We start from the raw sequence: 21,217 nt of genomic DNA, 5'->3' as shown, positions 1-21,217 counted from the left end.
GGCATTACTGCAAGCAGGGTCCGTACCAGCCTTCGATATCGGCGTAACTAATTGATCGACAAGGCAATTCAGAAGCGAGCGTGGCGATGTGCAACCAGCAGAATGCACGATGGGCCTCTGCGCCGGTTGCAATACGCCCTGCCGCTACGCTTCGCGGCGGGGGTTGCGCTTGCCCTTGTAGTCCAGCTCCTGGGCGCGCTCGACGGGCAGCGAATGGCCGAGATGCTCCTCGGCCATCTGCCAATGGCGAGCGGCCTGGCCGGTTGGTTTGCCTTCGGCGACCCACAGGTCGTAGGCCTTCTGGCGGATCTGTGCTTCCCGGTCCTGATCGCTGCGGCTCTGATTCATGGTCGGCTCCAGCAGTTCGTCATCTGTGTAGAACCGATGACCGCTCTGTCAGTCAGGTTGTTCATACAGCCTGACCGAGGGACGTTCCATGAACGATGCCGATCGCCCACGACTGCTCGTGGCCTGCTCGCTCGACCCGGATGCGCAGCCCGCCGACCGCCAGACCCATGAGGCGCTGAGCGCCTGGCTGGCGCAGATACAGGGCCTGGATTTCCGCGCCGAGCCGCCCTCGCACCGGCAGCCGGGCCAGCAGTTCTATTGGGTACCCGACGCTACGGTGGTGGGTCGCGACCAGGCAGGGGAGTTTGGCATCCATGGCCCTATGGACCTCTTCGGGGGGTATGTCCCATACGGTTTTCAGGCGGGCAAGGCCATTGTCCATCCGCTCTTCGATCGACCAACCCTGACCCCGCGCGGCTGGAGCGACGCATTTGCCGAGCGGGTCAAGCCGCTGGTGCTCGATGGCCACAGCGTGTTCTGCCACCACGACGCCGTGCGCTGCACCAGCGCCCGTCTGCAGCGAGGGCCGCAGCGACTGAAGCCGGCAGGCAGCCGAGGCGGGCAGGGCCAGCAGGTCGTGGCGGACACGGCGCAACTGGCAGAAGCCCTGGCTCGCTATGGGGACGGTGATTATCACGAAGGACTGGTGATCGAGGACGATCTCGACGAGCCGCAGACCCACAGTGTCGGCCAGGTGATGATCAATGGCGTTCTGCTCAGCTATCACGGCGTCCAGCAGCACAATCGCAACCCCCGTGGCGAGCTCGTTTACGGTGGAAGCGACCTGCTGGTGGTGCGCGGCAACTTCGACTGCCTGCTCGCGTTGGACCTGGTGGAGTCGGTGAAATTGGCGATCCAGCAGGCGGTACAGTTCGACCGCGCCGCGCACCAGTTGCTGCCGGCCTTTTACGCTTCGCGACGCAACTATGACGTCGCCCAGGGCCTGGACGTCCGCGGCCAGCGTTGCTCCGGCGTGCTGGAGCAGTCCTGGCGCATCGGCGGGGCCAGCGGGGCGGAACTGGCGGCGCTGGAAGCCTTCGTCGCCGATCCGGCGGTGTGCGTGGTGCGCGCCTCGACGTTCGAAATCTTCGAGGACAAACCCCTGCCGGACAACGCTCGCGTGCTCTATCGCGGACCGGACGAGCACGGCGATTTCCTCATGAAGTACGCAATGGTGGCGCCTTATGTCTTCCCGTGACGAGCTGTTTTCCCGTGAGTTTTCCAGTGACGAACGCATCGATATCGATGTCGGCAGCCTGCGCCTGCAGGGCAATTTCCTCAGCCCGCGCACCCATGTGCCGGGCGTGCTCTTCGTGCACGGCTGGGGAGGCAGCCAGGAGCGCGATCTCAATCGAGCCCGGGGCATCGCCGGGCTTGGCTGCGTCTGCCTGACTTTCGATCTCGCCGGCCACGGCGCGGGCGAAGCGCTGCAGGCATCCATTACCCGCGAGGACAACCTGCGCGACTTGCTGGCCGCCTACGATCGGTTGGCGGCGCATCCGCGAATCGATTCGAGCGCCATCGCTGTGGTCGGCACCAGCTACGGCGGCTATCTCGCGGCGATCCTCACCGAGTTGCGCGCCGTGCGATGGCTGGCCCTGCGCGTGCCGGCGATCTACCGCGACGAGGACTGGGACGTGCCCAAGCGCGAACTGCCTCGGGATGACCTGATGGCTTATCGCTCCAGCCTGATTCCGCCGGCCAGCAACCGCGCTCTGAAGGCCTGTTCCGCATTTCACGGTGATGTGCTGCTGGTGGAGTCCGAACACGACAGCTACATCCCGCACCCGACCATCATGAGTTACCGCGCAGCCTTCCAGCGCACGCACTCGCTGACGCACCGGATCATCGACCAGGCCGATCATGCGCTGAGCAGCGAGACGTCCCAGGCGGCCTACACCGACATCCTGGTGCGCTGGATCACCGAGATGGTGGTCGGCGAACGGGCCAACCGTCTGGTTGTCGGCTGATCGTCAGGGCACCGCGAGTCCATCAAGGAATTCACCGAAACCCCGCCGAGCGCGGCAGTCCCTGCGGGCGCTGGTGGTGACGCACGTCTGGTGTGTCCAGACGATGCGCGCACCGCTGCGCTCCAGGTCGCGGACGAGGTGCACGTCCTCCTCCGACGCAAGCGGGCGGAAGCCGCCTGCTCGCTGGTAAGCGCGGGCACAGACGCCCAGGTTTGCCCCATGGATATGGCGGTGGTCCTCGATGTACTGGTAATGACTTTCGTAGATCAGGCGAACCTGATCGGCGCGCGGCGACCAGTCGGCAACACGAACGGTGCCGCAGACCGCCTCGGCGCCGAAGGCCAGTTGGCGCACCAGCCAGTCGCCGTCGACGCTGCTGTCGGCGTCGGTGCATGCCAGCCAGCGGGCTCCCAGTTCCAGCAGATGAGCTGCTCCGGCGCGGCGGGCATGGCCAACGTTGCGCTCGTCGACTCGAAGCACAGCGGCACCCCATGCGCGCGCGACGGCTTCGCTGCCGTCGGTACAGGCGTCCAGCACGACAAGGATGCACACCGCTTCCTCGTTCAGCGCCGGGTGCCGTGCCGCCTGTTGCAGCGACGCCAGACAGGTGCCGAGCAGTTCCGCTTCGTTATGCGCCGGTACCAGTACCCCGATCATGCCGCAGCCTCGTCGAACCACAGCTCCAGGCGAAAATCCGGCTCGACATGGCTGATCCTGGGTGCAGCAGCCATTGCCCGTTCCAGGCATTCATGCACCGCATCGCCCGCGAGTGCGCAGCCCTCTATGGGATGGCGCCAGTGACAGGCGACCAGCACACCTGCGGGCCCCAGACTGGCCGCCGCGCGTTGGCAGAGGGTGGCCCAGTCGCCCGGCGCCAGGTAATAGCCCATCTCGCCCAGGACGATCAGGTCGAAACGTTGCTGCGGCCACTCGGCCGGCAGGCAGTGCCTGGCCAGACGCACCTGTTCCAGCCCAGCCAGGCGCCGGCGGGCGAGGGCGAGTGCCTCGGCGCTGAAGTCGCTGCATAGCAGCGAGTCGACCCGGCCGGCGAGTTCGGCGCTGGTCTCGCCATTGGCGCAGGCCGGCTCGTAGCCGCTGGCAAAGCGTGAACGTGGCAGGCTGGCAAGGATCAGATCGCGCTTGCGGCGCTCGTACCACGAGGAGCGGAACGACCAGGGATCCGGATTGCCACGGTACATAGCGTCGAAATGCTCGGAAGTCAGTGATCTCACAGGAAGTACACCTCGAAGGGTTGCAGCAGGGTCTCCAACAGGCGCGCATCGAGGATCGGCCGGGGACCTTCGAGCTGGCTGGCATGGGCATGGACCGCCCGTCGCTTGCGTTGTAGCGCCGCGTCGTCAAGATCCAGCCGGTGCGCCCTGGCCCAGGGCAGGCGCGGGTCACCCGGCACGGCCCAGTGCCAGGCCCAGATCGGCGCTTCGATGTGGCGCGCGCCGCAGCGGGAGGCAAGCTGGGCGCAGGCCAGTCCCGCGGCCTCGTGGTCGCGGTGGCCATCGCCGCGCCAGGTGCTGATCAGCCGGTCATCCGGTCGTATCCAGTCGGCCAGCATCTCTGCCAGGGTGTCGGCGTGTACGCCACTGTCCGGCAAGTGCAGGCGTTGCCATTGCCATGCGGGCCGACCGAGACCCAGTTCGGCCAGCGCCTGACGGCTTTCTTCCAGCCGCGTGGCGCGCAGGCGCTGCGGTGTCCAGTGTGGTGAATCCGGGTGACTGCCTTCGCCGTCGGTGACGGAGATCAGCAGTCCCTCGCTATCGCCGGCGAGACTGGCCAGCAGCCCTCCACACGCCAGCACTTCATCATCGGGATGCGGTGCAACCACCACCAGCCGCCGGCCCGACGGCAAGAGTTCGCGGTGGCTGATGCGCGGAAGCCGGTCCAGTTGCAGGCTGGCACGCCACGCCGAGGCAGGCGTACCGGCCGTTCCGGCGATCAGGTCGACGGCCTCGCTCACAGCGCCCACCGTTCCTGGCGCTGGTTGGCCAGGTGCAGCCCGAGGTGCGCCAGGTCCCGCTCGCCGTGGCTCTGTCGGAGAAACACCGGCAGGTCGGCGGCAAGCCGGGCGAAGCGCCTGTCTCGGCAGAAGGGTGTGGCGCCCAGGGCATGGCCGACGTGCCACTGCACCGCCTCGACCGCGCCTTCGACCTGGGCACGTACGCGGCGCGCGGGCAGTTCAGCGTTGGCCTCCGGGTTGTCGTCGATCCAGTTGGCGCACTCGCGCAGTGCGCCCGCGGCGCCTGCCAGGGCAGCATCCACTGCGCCCAGGTGAGCCATGGCGTGCGGGTCGTCGGGCCGGCCATTGCGCAGGTAGCTGGCCAGGCGGCTGGCGGCGCCGTACCAGCAAGCGGCTATACCGGCGCCGCCGTGCCAGAAACCGGGGCGCTGCAGGTAGGCGCGCGGAGACCCCACGCAGCGCGCCTGCGCCCCGTCGAAATCAACCGTGGCGCTTCGGGTTGCCGCCATGCCGACGGCGTTCCAATCGCCATCGCCAATCGTCACGCCTGCCTGGTTCAGACTCACGGCAATCAGTTGGGGACGATCCTGCTCATCCTTGGCGGTCACCAACGCGTGCTCCACCAGGGCGGCACCCGAACACCAGGATTTGCTGCCGCTGATGCGCACGAACCCTGCCTCGTGGTCGACGATCTTCACGCAGGCTCCCGGCGGCTCGGCAGCCCAGACCGCCCAGGTGCCGGGACGGATTTCACCCTCCAGTTCGTCAAGGATGGCCAGCGCATCGGTATGCCCCTCGTACAGCTTGAGCAGCGACAGATCGCTGCCGGCGACCGCCGCCAGTGCCTGCCAGCGCCGCAGCGTGGCGCCGCTGCCCGGGCCCGGCAACTGGTCCAGGCCGCTGTCGCTCAGGTGGCGCAGAGCCTTGCCGAGTGTGGCTTGCCGCTGGTCGGTGTCGAGCGGGAGTTCGAAGTCCTGGAGCAGGTCGCACAGTGTATTCAGGCCGTCCTGGGTCATGGCGATGTCCGATGGTGAGGGGCTTACTCATCCGGACAGGCTTTGCCGCGCTTGGGTTCAAAGCCTCTGCGAGCCGTTCGTAGGGAAGCCGGCCACGGTGAAAGACAGGCCTCGCCGTTGACGAATTGTTCTGAACCCGTCCCGCCAGAGCCTGTCGGTCGAGACAGGGGCGCAATGCCTGCGCCGCCGCGAATCCAATGGAGGAGCGCATGTCCCAGACCGTCGCCGACCAACTGCTCGAACGCCTCACCCAATGGGGCGTACACCGCGTCTTCGGCTATCCCGGGGACGGCATCAACGGGATCATGGGCGCTTTTGGCCGGCACGCCGACGACTTCGACTACATCCGCGTGCGCCATGAGGAAATGGCTGCTTTCATGGCGGGTGCCCACGCCAAGTTCACCCGTGAAGTAGGCGTCTGCCTGGCGACCTCCGGGCCGGGCGCCATCCATCTGCTCAACGGCCTTTACGACGCGCGCATGGACCATCAACCGGTGCTGGCCATCGTCGGCCAGCAGGCGGTGACTTCCCTCGGCAGCGACTACCAGCAGGAAGTTGACCTGCACACGCTGTTCCGCGACGTGAGCAATTACGTCGAGACCGTGGCCAATCCGAGCCAGTTGCTCCACGTGCTCGATCGGGCGTTGCGGGTCGCCTGCAGCGAGCGTCAGGTCGCGACCGTGATCATTCCCAACGACGTGCAACAGATGCCTGCGGAGAAGCCGCCGCACAAGCATGGCCATGTCTATTCGGGAGCCGGCTTCATTGCACCGCGGCCCTACGCTCGCGAGGAAGAGCTGGTGGCCGCCGCGGACATCCTCAATGCCGGGCGCAAGGTCGCCATCCTCGTCGGTGCGGGTGCGCTGGGTGCTCACAAGGAAGTCGAGGCGGTGGCGGAGGCGCTTTCTGCGGGAGTCGCCAAGGCGCTGCTGGGCAAGATGGTGGTCGCCGACGACCTGCCGTACGTGACCGGCTCGATCGGTCTGCTCGGCACCCGTGCCAGCGCCGAGCTGATGGAGCGCTGCGATACGCTATTGATGATCGGCACTACCTTTCCCTACAGCGAGTTCCTGCCCCGGCCGGGGCAGGCCAGGGCGGTGCAGATCGACCTGCAGGCGCGCAACGTCAGCATGCGTTACCCCATCGACCAGGTGCTGCTGGGCGACGCCGGGGAAACCCTGCAGCGCCTGTTGCCGCTGCTCAAGCCCAAGCGCCATGGAACCTGGCGCATTCGCATCGAGAAGGCGGTGGAGGACAGCTGGCAGGCATTGCGCGAGCAGGCGATGAAGCCTGCCGAACCGATCAACCCGCAGCGGGTGTTCTGGGAGCTTTCGCCGCTGTTGCCAGACGATGTGATCCTGGCGGGCGACAGTGGCTCCCACACCAACTGGTATGCCCGCGACCTGCGTGCGCGTCCCGGCATGCTCGGCTCACTTTCCGGCAAGTTGGCCAGCATGGGCAGCGGCGTACCCTACGCGCTCGCGGCCAAGCTGGCGCACCCCGAGCGTCCGGTGATCGCCATGGTCGGCGATGGCGCCATGCAGATGAACGGCAATGCCGAACTGGTGACGGTCAAGCAGTACCACAACCGCTGGAAGGACAACCCAACCTTCATCGTGCTGGTGCTCAACAACGGCGACCTCAACCAGGTCACCTGGGAGCAGCGTGCTCTGGCTGGCGACCCGGAGTTCGCCGCCGCCCAGGAGGTCATCGACTTTCCCTATGCGCACTATGCGGAGCTGCTGGGTTTTCGCGGCATCCGCGTGACCGACCCCACGCATCTGGCCGCGGCCTGGCAGGAGGCCTTCGAGGCCGATCGCCCGGTGCTGCTGGAGGTGCTCACCGACCCTGACGTGCCACCACTGCCCCCGCACATCAGCTTCGAGCAGGCGCGCAACCTGCTCGGTGCCTTGCCCGGCGACCCACGCCGCTGGGGCGTGCTGCGCCAGAGCGCCCGGCAGTTGCTGGCACGCAAATGATCCAACCCGAGCTGATCCCACCAGAGGAGAGCGCACCATGAACAAAACCAAACTCGCCCGTCCCTTTGCCGCCGTCCTGCTGGCCTGGCTGTCCGTCGGACTGCTTCCGGCCTACGCCGCCGAGGCGACCAACCAGGTACCGACCAACGAAAAACCCCACGGCCAGAGCCCTGGCCAGGCGCCCACACCGCCGGCCGCGCAGCAGAAACAGAAGGATGAGGGGCGCACCGATGACAACAGCCAGGTGCAATCCCAGGAGAGCAAGGACAAGCAGAAGAGCAAGAGCCACGACAATACCCAGAAGAAAGGCACTACCCCCGACGCGTATTGAGCCGGGTGTGCATCGCAAGCGATCGCGGCCGGAGGGCGCCCCTGTCTCCCGGCCACGATATTTATGAACTCGCCGTACGGGCGCCGCCTCTACCGTACCGGTACGCCCATCGTGGAGAGCGCAGCATGACCCTTCCTCGAACTGTTCCCACCAATAAACCCAACAGTCGGAATCTCAAGGTCCTGGAGAAACCGACGCCGCCGCGCAAAGTCACCATCACCGTCCCTGAGCGCACTGCCCATGTCGAGCGCGACGAGTAAATCCTCCACTGAGAAAAAGAACGGCGCCAGCTTCTCGCGCTTCGCCCAGGCCCTGTCGCAATGGGCGGGGCGTCCACTGACCTTCGCCCTGGCTTGCGTGCTGCTGGTGGGGTGGGCGCTGAGCGGGCCGTTCTTCCATTTCAACGATACCTGGCAACTGGTGATCAATACCTCGACCACCATCATCACCTTCCTCATGGTGTTCCTCATCCAGAGCACCCAGAACCGCGACACCGACGCACTGCACATCAAGATCGACGAACTCCTGCGCACCACCCATCACGCCCACCGCGTGCTCATGGGGCTGGACGACATGGGCAGCGAAGAACTGCAGAAGCTGCGCAAGACCTACGAGGAAATGGGCGAGGAGCACAACGCCGCGGAAGGCTCGCCGCAGAAGGTCGCCACCCAGGAAGAGCAGGAAGAGCGCAATCCGGGGCACTGAGAACCGGCCATTCGTCGCGACGCCCGGCTCAGCGCGAATCATCGGGTCAAGGGTCGCGCCAGGGGGGCAGATGCACGAGATCGTCGGCGCGCAGATTGGCGCCGAAGCCTGTCAGTGGACCGTGCGCTCCTGAACGTGCACTCAGGGATAGACCGTTGCGACGGAAACTTCGAACGTTCGCCGCGATTGTCTTTCCACCGAACGACAGCCACCAATGAGGAGGACATATCATGAGAGACCACGCCCGAAGCGACCGCTCGGCCGAGCGCAGCGCCATGGCCGTACGCGAGATCATGAGCCGCGAGGTCCGCACCATTTCACCGGACACCACGCTGCAGGAGGCTGCGCTGTTGATGCGGCAGGTCGATGTCGGCGCCTTGCTGGTGAACGACAACGACCACCTCAGCGGCATTCTCACTGACCGGGACCTGGTCGTGCGCGCGCTGGCGGACGGCCTGAACCTCAGCACGCCGGTGAGCGAAGTGATGAGCGGGGATGTCTGCTACTGCTTCGACGACGAATCCGTCGACCACGTGGCGAAGAACATGGCGCAGATCGAGAAGCGCCGCCTCGCCGTGGTCAACCGCGAGAAGCGCCTGGTGGGCATCGTCTCGCTGGCCAACGTGGCCAGCTGCAATGCCGACAAGCTCAGCGCCAATCTCCTGCGCTCGGTGGCGCGGGCGCATTGATCCGCCGCAAACACAACCCATCCGCGAGCAGAACGCCCGGCGGCGTCCTGCTCCAGAGGAGACATAGCCATGACCGATAATCTGCAAGGCAGGAACGTCCTGATCATCACCGCCAACACCGGCATCGAACGCGATGAACTGCTCGAACCGATGCGCGCGCTGAAAGCCCAGGGCGCCACCGTCACCCACGCCAGCGTGAAGGGCGGCCCGGCGCAGACCTGGGTGCAGGACAGCGAGAAGGACGTCCAGGTGGACTCCGACACGAAGATCGAGGGCCTCAAGGCCGGCGACTACGATCTGCTGGTCATCCCCGGCGGCACGGTGAATGCCGACACCCTGCGCCAGGACACTGACGCGCAGCGGCTGGTCAGGGCATTCAGCGAGGCTGGAAAACCCATCGCCGCCATTTGCCACGGACCCTGGCTGCTGATCGATGCCGGTGTGGTCTCCGAGAAGTCACTGACGTCCTATGCCAGCGTGCGCACCGACCTGGTAAACGCCGGCGCCGACTGGCGCGACGCCCAGGTGGAAGTCTGCCCGGCCAAGGGCTGGACCCTGATCACCTCGCGCACCCCCGATGATCTGAAGGCATTCAACGAGGCGCTGGGCGAAGCGCTCAGGGTCGCATGATCGAAGCTACGTGACGGAATGCGATCACCCCAGGCCTGATGACTGGTGCGCCACACAGGATCAGGGCGAGATCGGATCGCTCGCCGGGAAGGTTTCTTCCAGGGCGTGATCAATGCGGGCTTCGGAAACCGTCGAATCTGCCACGCCAGGGGAGGGCACCACGGCGGCCAGTTCGGAACGCAACGGTTCCAGCACGGGCTTGTTCAACGCTGCCTTCACCTGGCAATGCCCGCTCAGACCGCGCTTGGCCGCCAGAACTCCAGCCCCCACGCGCACCCAGCCGCCCAGCCCGCCACGTCGTACTCCCAGGCCGATAGCAGCAATACCTGCGGCGATGGAGGCCGCGCGTTCCCATCCGCTCAGATTCTGTTCGCTCATGTCACTCTCCTGCTGCTGAATTTCAAGGCGCCAGTGCACCCGGTATTGCATAGGCAGATGTCCGGGAGGTTTGGTTCGAGTTGACTCGCAGACGGTCGACCCGCCTGTCGCACCGCAGGCATCTGATCGGGCGGGGCGGCTGTCGCGGCAGGCCGGGAACGATGATTCCCCTGAACTCGCTTGCTGCCAGGCCAGTCCATTGCCAGAGAACCTTCGGAGGCGAGGATGAAAAGGCGCTACCGCGTGCCCCTGGCAAGCATCCTGGCGATCATGCTGTTGCTGCTGATCGCGCATATCGCGTTGCCTTACGTGATCCGCGACTACCTCAACGGCAAGCTGGAGCGCATGGGCGACTACCACGGCCAGATCGCCGACGTGGACCTGGCGCTCTGGCGCGGTGCGTATCGGATCAACGGGCTGAAGATCGTCAAGGTCAGCGGCAAGGTGCCGGTACCGCTGCTGGACGCCCCGGTCATCGATCTCGCCGTAAGCTGGCATGCGCTGTGGCATGAGCATGGGATCGTGGCGCGGGTGGTGTTCCTGCGTCCGGAGCTGAATTTCGTCGATGGTGGAGGCCGCCAGGAGTCGCAGAGTGGCGCCGGAACCAATTGGCACGAGCAACTGGAAAAGCTGCTGCCGATCACTCTCGATGAGCTGCGCATCGAGGACGGCCGTATCCGCTTCCACAACTACCAGTCCAAACCACCCGTGCACCTGACCGCCAGCGCGGTCGAAGCGAGCCTGTACAACCTCACCAACGTGGCCGACGACAAAGGCGAGCGAGTGGCGCGTTTCGAAGGCCGAGCCCGACTGTTCGACCAGGCACCCATGGAGGTCGAGGCATCATTCGACCCCTTCACCGATTTCGAGGACTTCACGCTGCGCCTGCGCGCCAGCGATGTGGAGCTGCGTCGGGTCAACGACTTCGCTTCGGCTTACGGAAAATTCGACTTCAATCGTGGCCACGGCACCCTGGTGATCGAGGCCCGGGCGGACGGGGGCCGCCTGAGCGGCTACATCAAGCCGCTGCTGCGCGATGTCGATGTGTTCAACTGGCAGCAGGATGTGGAGGAGAAGGACAAGGGGCTGTTCCGTTCGATCTGGGAAGCCCTGGTCGGTGGTGGCGAGACCGTGCTGAAGAACCAGCGCAAGGACCAGTTCGCGACCCGTGTGGATCTGAGCGGCAATATTCACCGCCAGGACATCAGCGCCTTCCAGGCCTTTCTCGGCATCCTGCGCAACGCGTTTATCCAGGCGTTCAACGCCCGTTACGAGCGTTCGGCGCCCGACGACTGAAATTGCCCCGCTAATGGCTGGTGCCGCGGGGCGCGTCTTCTCCGCGCTGCGCAACGAACGCTCCCCGAGCAGGATCGCGCAGATCGCCAACAACTCCGACAGTGTGTAGCTCGCGCACCGGGAAGGCGAAATCGACGCCCAGCTCCTGCATGCCGCTGAGCAAGCTCAGGTTGATCCGCTGCTGCACGTCCATGTACCGGTTGTAGTCAGCCGTCTGCATGATGTAGACGACCTCGTAGAGCAGGCGGCTCTCGGCGAAGGAGAAGAAATGCGCGCGGTCGAACGTTGCCTCGTCGATATCGTCGATGATCTGCCGGACCCGCTCGGCAACCGCCTTGGCCTCCTCCGCCGAGGTCCGGTAGCTGATGCCGAACTGGAACACGATGCGGCGGGTGTTCATCCGCTTGTAGTTGTGCAGCGTCTGCTTGAGCAGTTCGGCATTCGAGCAGACGATCTGCTCGCCGCTCAGACTGCGGATGCGCGTGGTCTTCAGGCCGATGTGCTCGATGGTCCCGGCCACGTCACCGAACACCACGAAGTCGCCGATCTCGAAGGGTTTGTCGAAGCCGATCGACAGCGAGGCGAAGATGTCGCTGAGGATGGTCTGCACCGCCAGCGCCACGGCGATGCCGCCGACGCCGAGGCTGGCGATCAGCGCGGTGATGTCCACGCCAAGGTTGGCCAGGATCGACAGCAGCATCACGGCCCAGACCACCACCAGCACCACCACCGAGACAATCGTTGCCATCACCGGGTTCTGGATGCCGCCGAAGCGCGAGCGGGACAGGTTGTGCGTCCACAGGCGCACACAGGCATCCAGCCACCAGGCGACCTGCAGCGCGAGCACGACGAACCAGGCGTGTGACAGGGCTGCGCCCCAGTTGTCTGGGAGGGTGGTGAGCTTGAGGGCGAGCATCAAGGCGAAGACGAAGACCAGCACGTTGCTGGTGCGTCCGGCGATTGCCGCGGCGTAGCGCGCCCATTGACTGGTACGCCCTTCGAGGCGCTTGCGCGCCAGGCTGATGAGAAAGCGCAGGATGAGAAACCCCGCGGCGGCGGCCGCCACTACCAGCAGCAAACGTCCGAGCTGGCTGAGGTCCAGCCAGGCATACAGCGACTCCATGGTGACTCCTTATCGCGAATGACAGGAGTAGGTTTGGGGACAGTCACGAGGTAGAAGTTCAGCTTCGACGCATGAGCGGTGGCGTCACGCAGAAACGCAGCGGGAGGGCAGGCACCCTCCCGCGTGCCCCTCACTGGGGCTCAGTGCCAGAACAGCGCGATCAGGATGATGATCGGGATCGGTACGCCGAGGAAGTAGAGGAGGATCGAGCGCATGGTGAGTCTCCTGTCAGCGAATGGAGTGGGTGTGGGGGGTGGAGTGCACGTGCTGGGCGACCAGCAGGTCGGCGTCACGGCGACGGCCGCCGTGGATGGCCATGAAGCTGGCGAAGAACGCACCGCACAGCAGGGCGGCGAACATCCACAAGGCCGAGCCGGCTGCAACCTTGCGGGCAGTGTCGGCGGCCTGTAGCGCCTGTTGTTTGGCCTCCTGTGCCTGGGCGAACACGGTGTCGATGCGCTGCTCGGCCTCGGCCTGGCTGATCTCGGTGCGCTGGGCAATCACGCGGGCAAGGTAGGTGCGGTCGCCTGCGCTCAATCGTCCTTCGGCCAGGCCCCGCACGAAAATGCGGGAGGCGACCGCATGGGCGGCGTCGTCGCTGACAGCGACCGGACGACCGTCACGGAACAGGGTATCGATGAAATAGGCCGCTTCGTTGTCGTCCTTGCCGGATGATGCGCTGCTGGCACTCGCTGCCGCGCCCGCGGCAACCGTAGCACCCGCCTGCAAGCCACCACCCACAAGGCTGCTGACCGAGCCGATCACCAGAGTGGCGGTGACCAGCGTCGCGATGGCCCAGGCGAGGAAGCCATGAGCGGTGTCGCGGAAGTAGACCTCATCGCCATGCAGGCCGGCCCACTTCACCCGCAAGCGCCCGGCCAGGTAACCGCCCAGGCCGGAAGCGAGCACCTGGGTGACTGCCAGCCAGATGAAGGTGGAGATGCTCATTTGCTTGAAGCTGCCACCGTCGCCAGGCCACGGCGACACCGCGGAGAAGCCGAGGCCGAAGCCCAGGACAATGAGGATCAGCGACAGTGCTGCGGCGGCGGCCGCGCCGGCGAATATCGCCGGCCAGGCGACGCCGGAGTGATCCTGGGTGCTGATGAGAGGGGTATCGGTCATGGGCGGTGCTCCTTTGGCTGGACCTGAAGCAGCCGTTGCACCGCGCGTGCCAGTTTGTTTCAGAATATTATTGTGTTTATTTTCAATTGGTTATGACTTTGTCCGAATAACCCCGTGATGCAGAACGCAAGGTGAAGCCAACCCGCGCTGGCAGATTGCACGATCCCTCCTCGTGGGCCGCACGCCATTCGAACCCAAACGGGAGCGACGCGGTCTTCTACAACAAGACGCCGATTGGCACGGTTTTGGCTGGGACGGGCGTTCCAGGTCGCGCAGGCGTCGTGTTGAGGCGGCAAAAATGCCGCGCGGGTGGTCGGATTCAGCGCCCGACGCTGCTAGGCTTCGCTTGCCGCCGACCCGGCCGAATGACTCCAAGGAACCAGAGCCATGAGTGAAGAGATTCCCGCCGCCGAAGGACTGAAGCTGAAGGTGCAGCCCAGCCACCTCAACTTCCCCGTGATCGGCATCGGAGCGTCGGCGGGTGGTCTGGGGGCGTTGCTGCGGTTGTTCGAGAACATGCCGAACGACAACGGCATGGCCTTCGTGGTGGTGATGCACCTCTCGCCCAACCATGAGAGCAGCGCGCACCAGATCCTGCAGAAAGTCACCAAGATGAAAGTGCAGCAGGTCAGTGTGCCGACGCCCATCGAGCGCAACTGCGTCTACCTGATCTCGCCAGCCATGCAGCTGACCATGAACGACGGCTACCTGCGTGTGACCGAGCTCAACCCCGCCCAGCCGCGCCACATCGCCATCGATATCTTCATGCGCACGCTGGCGGACGCCCACGCCGAACACGCGGTGAGCATTGTCCTGAGCGGCAACGGCAGCGACGGTTCGGCCGGACTGTCACGGGTGAAAGAGCAGGGCGGGGTGACCATCGCCCAGTCACCGGACGACGCCGAGTACGACGAGATGCCGCGCAGCGCCATTGCTACCGGCCAGGTGGATTTCGTCCTGCCGGTGGGCGACATGCCGCAGAAACTCATCGACCTGTGGCAGAGCATGCGCAACATGCAACTGCCCGCAGACGCCGACGTAGCGACACCCTTCCGCTCCATCGAGGACCCGGAGCAATCGCGCGTTGCCGAATCCGCTCTGAAGGAGATCCTGAGCCTGCTGCGCACCCGTACCGGTCACGACTTCAAGCATTACAAGCGCGCCACCGTGCTGCGCCGTATTGAGCGGCGCATGCAGGTCAACCGACTGGGCGATCTGCCGTCCTACCGCGCCTTCCTCCAGGGCACGCCGGAAGAAACCAGTCACCTGCTGGCGGATATGCTGATCGGCGTCACCAACTTCTTCCGCGACCGGGAAGCCTTCGAATCGCTGGAACGGGACATCATCCCACGCCTGTTCGAGATGCCGGAGTCAGGCGATGCGCCGGTGCGCGTCTGGAGCGCGGGCTGTTCCTCCGGTGAGGAGGCGTATTCGCTGGCTATCCTGCTGGCCGAGCACGTGGACTACCGGGAGATCGACCGGCAGTTCCAGGTGTTCGCCACCGACATCGACGAACACGCCATCTCCATTGGCCGTAGCGGCGTCTACCCAGAAGCAATCCTTCCCGACATCACGCCCCAGCGCCTGCGCCAGTACGTGATCAAGGAGCAGACGCGCTACCGGGTGAAAAAGGAAATCCGCGAGCGCGTCATGTTCGCCATGCACAACCTGCTGCGCGATCCACCGTTTTCCAAGTTGCACTTGATCAGTTGCCGCAACCTGCTGATCTACCTCGACCGAGAAGTGCAAGCGGACATCCTGCAGATGTTCCACTTTGCACTGGCGCCCGGCGGCTACCTGTTCCTGGGCAGTTCAGAATCGGCCGACGTCTGTCAGGAGCTCTTCACCCCGGTGGACAAGAAGAACCGCATCTACCGCGCCAAGGCCGGCGCGGTCATGGCCCGGCCCACTTCACCACTGCCGGTGATGCCCCTTGCCGATACGCCGCAGGCGAGCAACGAGCGCCCGGCCGAACGTCGCCGTGTGTCCTTTGCCGACCTGCACCAGCGCGTACTGGAGCAGTACGCGCCGCCCAGCGTGGTGGTCAACCATGAGTCGAGCATCGTACACATGTCCGACCAGGCCGGGCGCTACCTGCGCTACGTGGGCGGAGAGCCGTCGCACAACCTCCTGTCCCTGGTCCATCCGTCGCTGCGGCTGGAGCTGCGCACCGCACTGTTCCAGGCCTTCCAGACAGGAAAGAGCGTCGAGGCGCGGCGGGTCAGGCATGAGCGCGATGGCACCACGTCCTACATCAACATGGTCATCCGGCCGTTCCGCGACATGGATTCCGACTTCGCCCTGGTGATCTTCGACGAGGTCGAAGAGACCATGAGCAGCGACGCCAACGGCCATCAGCAGAACGTCAAGGACAGCGTGCTCTCGCAGCTGGAGAGCGAACTTCAGCGCAACAAGGAACAGTTGCAGGCAACCATCGAGCAGGCGGAGACGTCCACGGAGGAGCTCAAGGCGTCCAATGAAGAACTGCAGGCGATCAACGAAGAGCTGCGTTCGACGACCGAGGAACTGGAGACCAGCAAGGAAGAACTTCAGTCGATCAACGAGGAACTGATCACGGTCAACCAGGAACTCAAGACCAAGGTCGAGGAAACCGGCAAGATCAACGACGATCTGCAGAACCTGATCGCCTCCACCGACATTGCCACCGTCTTCGTCGGCCGCGACATGCGGATCAAATCCTACACCCCGCGTGCCACGGAGATTTTCAGCATCATTGCAACCGACACTGGACGTTCGTTGCTGGATATTACCCACCGGCTGGATTACCCGGACCTGGCCCGCGATGCGTCCAGCAGTTTCGAGTCCCTGCGAACCATCGAGCGCGAAGTTTCCAGCCAGGATGACAAGCGCTACCTGGTGCGGATGCTGCCGTACCGGACAACCGACAACATCATCGACGGTGCGGTCCTGACATTCATCGACGTCACCGAACGACGACTCGCTGAAAACAAGGCCCGGGAAAGCGAGGAGCGGCTGCGACTTGCGGTGGAAAGCACCCAGGACTTCATCATTGTCACCCTGGACCGCAACGGCAGTATCACGGGTTGGAACAAAGGCGCCGAACGTGCCTACGGCTACCGCGAAGCCGACGTGATAGGGCAGAGCCTGGATATCCTGCATAGCGAGGATGATCAGCGTTCCGGCGTGCTGCGCGAAGAACTGCGTGTGGCGCGGCAGGTGGGGAGGGTAGAGACCGATCGCTGGCACCTGCGGAAGGACGGCAGCACCTTCTTCTGCAGCAGCGTGACCACTGCACTGCCCAATGGCGGTCCACATGGCTACGCCAAGATCGGCCGTGACGTGACCAGCAAAAAGCGCGCGGAAACGGAACAGGAACACCGGCTGCAGCAGAACCAGGCAAAGATTCGCTTGCGCGATGAGTTCTTCGCGATGATGTCCCATGAACTCAAGCATCCGCTGAATATCATCCAGCTCAACGCCGAGCTGATCGCGCGTCTGTCCGCGGTGCGCTCGCACGCAGTGGCGTCCCGCGCCATCGAGGGCATCCAGAGCTCGGTTCGCAGCCAGGCCCGAATCATCGATGACCTGCTGGACCTGTCACGGGTCAATACCGGCAAGCTCAAGCTCAATCTGGCGCCGGTCATCCTGCAGAGTGTGATCGAGGAAGTGGTTGGCGCCTTGTCCGCGGAGGCTCACGAGAAGGATCTGCTGATCGATCTGCAGATGCCCGCGCGTGGCAATGATCCACTGGTGGCTGAGGCAGACCCGGTACGCGTAGAGCAGATCCTCTGGAATCTTCTCAGCAACGCAGTGAAGTTCACCCCGGCGAGCGGCCATATCCAGGTTTCACTCGACCAGGAGGATGGCATGTTGCGCATCCAGGTCATGGACAATGGCCAAGGTATTGCGGTGGAGGATCTGCCTCGCATATTCGAGTTGTTTGGCCAGGCCAGCAATGAGCAGCAACGAAGTCACAAGACGGGGCTGGGTATTGGCCTGGCACTGGTACGCGAGTTGGTGGAGGCGCAGCAAGGGCGAATCGAAGCGTCGTCCGCAGGGCGAGGGCAGGGCGCGGTATTCACTGTGTGGCTACCGCAATACCGTCAGTTCGATCTACCGATAGACACCTTGCAGGAGTCAGCCGGACCCTTCGCTGGAGCCCGGTTGTTGCTGGTGGATGATTCACCGGATATCCGCTTGATCATGGAGCAACTGCTTACGATCGAAGGCGCGGAGGTAACGACCGCCGAGGATGGACCAACAGCGTTGCGATGCCTGGAAACCTCGTCCTTCGATCTGATCCTTTCGGATATCGGGATGCCTGGCATGGATGGTCATGAGCTGATGCGCAGAGTCCGCCAGTTGCCGCAGCACGCAAGAACACCGGCTGTCGCGCTGACTGGTTATGGTGCCGCCGCGGATGCCGAGGAAGCCCATGCGGCCGGCTTCAACTCGCATGTCAGCAAGCCGGTCTCGTTGGAAAGACTGCAGCAAGTCGCTCGGGAACTCGGAATCAGCGGCACATCGGGGCTCATGTCCGAGTAGCGAGCGATACAACTCGATCGATTAGAACCCCTCGCGCCGGGGCTGAACCGAAAATAAACAATGCGCGGTGCCACAAAGCCGATGCCGTAACAGTTCTGCGGCTGCGCCAAAGAATCGGAGCTGAAATGGCCCATCGTTATTGTGTCCGTGATGCTGTGGCAGATTCACCACGATGCAGGGAGGTCGTTTCTGGTGTTGATTCTGATGCCCCCTCGGGCACCGCTTCCCATCCAAAGCTTCGCATAATGTATATTATGTTAAATTACATATCGCTTCATGCCGGCCAATCCGGGGGGCTCTCGCGACTGCGTAAAATTGAAACAAGCTGCCCTCTGCAACCTACTTTTCGCAGTGCCTGAAAGCTAAATTTGAAACTCGATAGCTAACGCAAGCCAGCTAGTGAGACATACCTAGCTGCGCGTATTCCCTGAGCACTGCACGGTCATCGATGGATACTTGGCCGTGCACGGGTTCCTCAAGTCCTATGCCGGCAACCAGGCAACCTACCACTCATACCGGACTCACGTTGAATGCCTTCTTCTATGGTCGGCGTTGATCGTCGAGAAGCCGCTCATCGAGCTACGCCGCCGCGATGCCGAAGCGTTCATGGAGTTTTATCTCCATTCTCCCGCTGATTTTTGCTGTGTGCGGTAGTTTCTTCCAGCACGCGATAGACGAAGGATTCACCGAGGTCACCCCCCTCTATCTGCACCTAGGCAAGCTACGCATATTCCTGCTTGCCATCGCCATTCACGTTAGCTAGAGCCACTCGGGCGCGCCTCACTCTGCGTTAACTTCCGACGATCATCCGTATAAAGATGATCGCGATGCAACGTATGGCAAGAAGTCGTGTCAGTTAGAGCGTAGAGCCCCGGAAAGGAGCGGGCGAGCTTGAGCAACCCGCGCCGTTATTCAAACCATGGGGTAACGCTTGAACACATCGGTCTGTTCAAGGCGCGTTGCATGAGCACTGAGGCTGGGGAAGTCGCTCGCCTTTACAACCTCAGGGATCATCAGCTGGATGAACGACCATGCAACAGCACTGCTAATTGCGACCTGGTCCAGCCGTTTGGTCTCTGTCTGCTCAATCTCGAAATGTTTTTCCAGCTCGCCACAAGCAGCCAACAACTGCGCCGTAACTCGAGTAAGCCAGGCTAGCAGCCCCCCTCCCCTCACAATGGGAGGGCTCCCAGGCCACCCTTGGGGGTGTGCGCTCCGGCACTTTCGCGTTTCACTTCGTCCATCACCGCCCGCTCTTCCATCACGGAGTCTGCGGGCGATTCTGGACGAGGACGCCATGGCCGCCGGACTGCTCAACGAACGCGATATAGAATTCCTGCTGTACGAGCTGCTAGACAGCCAGGCGCTGCTGCAGCGTCCCCGTTACGCCGAGCATGATATCGAGGTATTCCGCGCCACGCTGGACACTGCGCAGACCATCGCGCTTGAGTATTTCGCCCCGCATTACCAGAGCGCCGACGCCGAGGAACCGACCTTCGACGGTCAACGGGTACGCCTGCTGGAAGACACCCGCAGAGCCTGGGATGCTTTCGCTGCCGCCGGCTTCGGCGCCGCGCACCATGACGCCAGCGATGGCGGCCTGCAGTTGCCGGAAGTGCTGCTGCGAGCCTGCATGGCCTATTTCAATGCAGCCAACGTGGGAACCTCCGCCTACGCCTTTCTCACCATCGGCGTTGGCAATCTGGTGAAGAGCTTCGCCGCCGAAGAGCTGCGCCAGCGATTCCTGCCGCCGCTGCTCGATGGCCGTTTCAGCGGCACCATGGCGCTGACGGAGCCTGGGCAAGGTTCTGCGCTGGGCGACCTGCGCACGACCGCGCGTCCGGTTGGTGACGGGACCTACCGCGTCTTTGGGCAGAAGATGTTCATCTCTGGCGGCGACCACGACCTGACCCAGAACATCGTCCACATGGTCCTGGCCCGGATCGACGGCGCGCCGGCTGGCGCCAAGGGTATCTCGCTGTTCCTGGTGCCGAAGCTGCTGGTCAACCCCGACGGCAGCCTGGGCGCGCGCAACGATGTGGCGCTGGCCGGCTTGTTGCACAAGATGGGCAACCGCAACACTACTTCGACGGTGCTGAACTTCGGTGAAGGCGAAGGAGCCGTCGGCTATCTGGTCGGCGAGACCGGCCAAGGTCTGGGTTACATGTTCCAGATGATGAACGAGGCGCGCATTGGCGTGGCGCTGGCCGCCGCCAGTCTCGGCTACCAGAGTTTCAACCATGCCCTGGACTATGCCCGTGAGCGCCCGCAGGGGCGCCTGCCCGGCGTCAGGGCAGAAGGCTCCCCCCAGGTCCGCATCATCGAGCACGCGGACGTGCGCCGCATGCTGCTGCAGCAGAAGGTCTATGCCGAGGGCAGCCTTGCGCTGTGCCTGTATGCCAGCAGCCTGGTGGAAGACACGCATACCGCGCCGTGCGCAAAGGCGCGCAGCGACGCCGGCGAGTTGCTGGACCTGCTGACGCCGATGGTCAAGTCCTGGCCTTCGCGTTACGCCACCCAGGCCTCTGATATCGGCATCCAGGTACTGGGCGGTGCCGGTTACACCCGCGAGTACCCGCTGGAGCAGCTCTACCGCGATAACCGCCTGAACCCCATTCATGAGGGCACCGAGGGCATCCAGGGCATCGACCTGCTCGGGCGCAAGCTTGGCCCGCGCGGTGGCGACGGTTACCGGCTGTTCCTCGACCGTGCCTTCGCCACCCTGGCCGAAGCGACCACCGACGCAGTCTGTGCGCCTCTGGCGATGCAGCTGGGCGAGGCCCTGCAGCATCTAGAAGACGTCACCCTCGAACTGCAGGCACAAGTTGCCGAAGACGCCCAGCACGGGCTGGCCAATGCCACCGTCTACCTCGACCTGTTCGGTCGAGTGGTCGTCGGCTGGCTATGGCTGCGCATGGCGCTGCTGGCCGGCCGTGCGCTCGCTGCTGGCGTACAGGGCCCTCAGATCGATTTCTACCGGGGCAAGCTGCAGGCAGCGCGCTACTTCATGGACTGGGAATTGGCACCGCTGGAAGCCCATTCACGCCTGCTGCTGACCGGCAATCGTGTGAGCCTGGACATGCGTGACGCCTGGTTCTGAGTCCCCTTCCCTATCACCACTTCCCGGAGCC

Annotated in this window: 20 protein-coding genes and 1 pseudogene; 12 read left to right on the top strand and 9 right to left on the bottom strand. The window is 64.2% G+C overall.

Features of this window, described 5'->3' with window-relative positions; translation table 11 throughout:
- Positions 1-144: 144 nt before the first annotated feature.
- Entirely contained in the window at positions 145-348 is a 204-nt protein-coding gene (locus tag AC1ZV1_RS15865) for a DUF2934 domain-containing protein (RefSeq protein WP_484292533.1), read from the bottom strand.
- 88 nt (positions 349-436) lie between these two features.
- On the opposite strand from AC1ZV1_RS15865, the gene AC1ZV1_RS15860 reads away from it, so the two are divergent.
- Complete coding sequence (locus AC1ZV1_RS15860; protein WP_484292532.1) at positions 437-1,546, top strand: DUF3182 family protein; 1,110 nt, start codon at positions 437-439, stop codon at positions 1,544-1,546.
- On the top strand, positions 1,533-2,318 hold the full coding sequence (locus AC1ZV1_RS15855) for an alpha/beta hydrolase family protein (RefSeq protein WP_484292531.1): 786 nt from the start codon (positions 1,533-1,535) through the stop codon (positions 2,316-2,318). The genes AC1ZV1_RS15860 and AC1ZV1_RS15855 overlap by 14 nt, the downstream gene beginning before the upstream one ends.
- Positions 2,319-2,321: 3 nt before the next feature.
- On the opposite strand, the gene AC1ZV1_RS15850 is transcribed toward AC1ZV1_RS15855, so the two are convergent.
- From AC1ZV1_RS15850 to AC1ZV1_RS15835, 4 genes are read right to left on the bottom strand one after another with little or no spacing between them, the layout of a single operon-like run.
- Positions 2,322-2,975, bottom strand: coding sequence for a glycosyltransferase family 2 protein (locus tag AC1ZV1_RS15850; protein WP_484292530.1), 654 nt, complete (start codon positions 2,973-2,975; stop codon positions 2,322-2,324).
- On the bottom strand, positions 2,972-3,550 hold the full coding sequence (locus tag AC1ZV1_RS15845; protein ID WP_484292529.1) for a methyltransferase domain-containing protein: 579 nt from the start codon (positions 3,548-3,550) through the stop codon (positions 2,972-2,974). The genes AC1ZV1_RS15850 and AC1ZV1_RS15845 overlap by 4 nt, the downstream gene beginning before the upstream one ends.
- Positions 3,547-4,290 (bottom strand): PIG-L deacetylase family protein, encoded by a 744-nt coding sequence (locus tag AC1ZV1_RS15840; protein ID WP_484292528.1) that lies wholly within the window; start codon positions 4,288-4,290, stop codon positions 3,547-3,549. The genes AC1ZV1_RS15845 and AC1ZV1_RS15840 overlap by 4 nt, the downstream gene beginning before the upstream one ends.
- Positions 4,287-5,312 (bottom strand): acyl-CoA dehydrogenase, encoded by a 1,026-nt coding sequence (locus AC1ZV1_RS15835; RefSeq protein ID WP_484297576.1) that lies wholly within the window; start codon positions 5,310-5,312, stop codon positions 4,287-4,289. The genes AC1ZV1_RS15840 and AC1ZV1_RS15835 overlap by 4 nt, the downstream gene beginning before the upstream one ends.
- Before the next feature lie 203 nt (positions 5,313-5,515).
- On the opposite strand from AC1ZV1_RS15835, the gene AC1ZV1_RS15830 reads away from it, so the two are divergent.
- The 6 genes from AC1ZV1_RS15830 (at position 5,516) to AC1ZV1_RS15805 (ending at position 9,640) form a co-directional block, all read left to right on the top strand.
- Positions 5,516-7,285 carry a thiamine pyrophosphate-requiring protein gene (locus AC1ZV1_RS15830; RefSeq protein WP_484292527.1) on the top strand — a complete coding sequence of 590 codons (1,770 nt, stop codon included), beginning with the start codon at positions 5,516-5,518 and terminating at the stop codon, positions 7,283-7,285.
- 37 nt (positions 7,286-7,322) lie between these two features.
- Positions 7,323-7,616, top strand: a complete 294-nt coding sequence (locus AC1ZV1_RS15825) for a hypothetical protein (protein ID WP_484292526.1) — start codon at positions 7,323-7,325, stop codon at positions 7,614-7,616.
- Between the two features lie 125 nt (positions 7,617-7,741).
- Entirely contained in the window at positions 7,742-7,876 is a 135-nt protein-coding gene (locus AC1ZV1_RS15820; RefSeq protein WP_484292525.1) for a hypothetical protein, read from the top strand.
- Positions 7,857-8,321, top strand: coding sequence for a low affinity iron permease family protein (locus tag AC1ZV1_RS15815; protein WP_484292524.1), 465 nt, complete (start codon positions 7,857-7,859; stop codon positions 8,319-8,321). Before AC1ZV1_RS15820 ends, AC1ZV1_RS15815 begins: the two co-directional genes overlap by 20 nt.
- A 275-nt stretch (positions 8,322-8,596) precedes the next feature.
- Positions 8,597-9,010 carry a CBS domain-containing protein gene (locus AC1ZV1_RS15810; protein ID WP_484297575.1) on the top strand — a complete coding sequence of 138 codons (414 nt, stop codon included), beginning with the start codon at positions 8,597-8,599 and terminating at the stop codon, positions 9,008-9,010.
- Positions 9,011-9,079: 69 nt separating this feature from the next.
- Entirely contained in the window at positions 9,080-9,640 is a 561-nt protein-coding gene (locus AC1ZV1_RS15805) for a type 1 glutamine amidotransferase domain-containing protein (RefSeq protein ID WP_484292523.1), read from the top strand.
- 60 nt (positions 9,641-9,700) lie between these two features.
- Here the strand turns inward: AC1ZV1_RS15805 and AC1ZV1_RS15800 are convergent, their stop codons facing one another.
- The gene (locus tag AC1ZV1_RS15800) at positions 9,701-10,018 is read right to left on the bottom strand and encodes a hypothetical protein (protein ID WP_484292522.1); all 318 of its coding nucleotides are present in this window, start codon (positions 10,016-10,018) and stop codon (positions 9,701-9,703) included.
- A 225-nt stretch (positions 10,019-10,243) separates the two neighbouring features.
- Here AC1ZV1_RS15800 and AC1ZV1_RS15795 point away from each other — a divergent pair, with 225 nt between their 5' ends.
- Positions 10,244-11,314 carry a DUF748 domain-containing protein gene (locus AC1ZV1_RS15795; protein WP_484292521.1) on the top strand — a complete coding sequence of 357 codons (1,071 nt, stop codon included), beginning with the start codon at positions 10,244-10,246 and terminating at the stop codon, positions 11,312-11,314.
- Between the two features lie 10 nt (positions 11,315-11,324).
- On the opposite strand, the gene AC1ZV1_RS15790 is transcribed toward AC1ZV1_RS15795, so the two are convergent.
- Positions 11,325-12,437, bottom strand: a complete 1,113-nt coding sequence (locus AC1ZV1_RS15790) for a mechanosensitive ion channel family protein (protein ID WP_484292520.1) — start codon at positions 12,435-12,437, stop codon at positions 11,325-11,327.
- A gap of 228 nt (positions 12,438-12,665) precedes the next feature.
- On the bottom strand, positions 12,666-13,559 hold the full coding sequence (locus tag AC1ZV1_RS15785; RefSeq protein WP_484292519.1) for a hypothetical protein: 894 nt from the start codon (positions 13,557-13,559) through the stop codon (positions 12,666-12,668).
- 387 nt (positions 13,560-13,946) lie between these two features.
- On the opposite strand from AC1ZV1_RS15785, the gene AC1ZV1_RS15780 reads away from it, so the two are divergent.
- Entirely contained in the window at positions 13,947-18,086 is a 4,140-nt protein-coding gene (locus AC1ZV1_RS15780) for a CheR family methyltransferase (protein ID WP_484292518.1), read from the top strand.
- 414 nt (positions 18,087-18,500) lie between these two features.
- Positions 18,501-18,786, top strand: a pseudogene (locus tag AC1ZV1_RS15775) (hypothetical protein); the annotation flags it as partial.
- Positions 18,787-18,998: 212 nt separating this feature from the next.
- Here the strand turns inward: AC1ZV1_RS15775 and AC1ZV1_RS15770 are convergent.
- Positions 18,999-19,211: a glutathione S-transferase family protein gene (locus tag AC1ZV1_RS15770; RefSeq protein WP_484292517.1), complete on the bottom strand. Its 213-nt coding sequence runs from the start codon at positions 19,209-19,211 to the stop codon at positions 18,999-19,001.
- Between the two features lie 172 nt (positions 19,212-19,383).
- On the opposite strand from AC1ZV1_RS15770, the gene AC1ZV1_RS15765 reads away from it, so the two are divergent.
- Positions 19,384-21,186 (top strand): acyl-CoA dehydrogenase, encoded by a 1,803-nt coding sequence (locus AC1ZV1_RS15765; protein ID WP_484292516.1) that lies wholly within the window; start codon positions 19,384-19,386, stop codon positions 21,184-21,186.
- Positions 21,187-21,217 lie beyond the last annotated feature (31 nt).

It is taken from the genome of Pseudomonas sp. BB438 (assembly GCF_057180225.1).
Note: the sequence above shows the minus strand (reverse complement) of the source record. Positions and strands in the feature narration are given on the sequence as shown.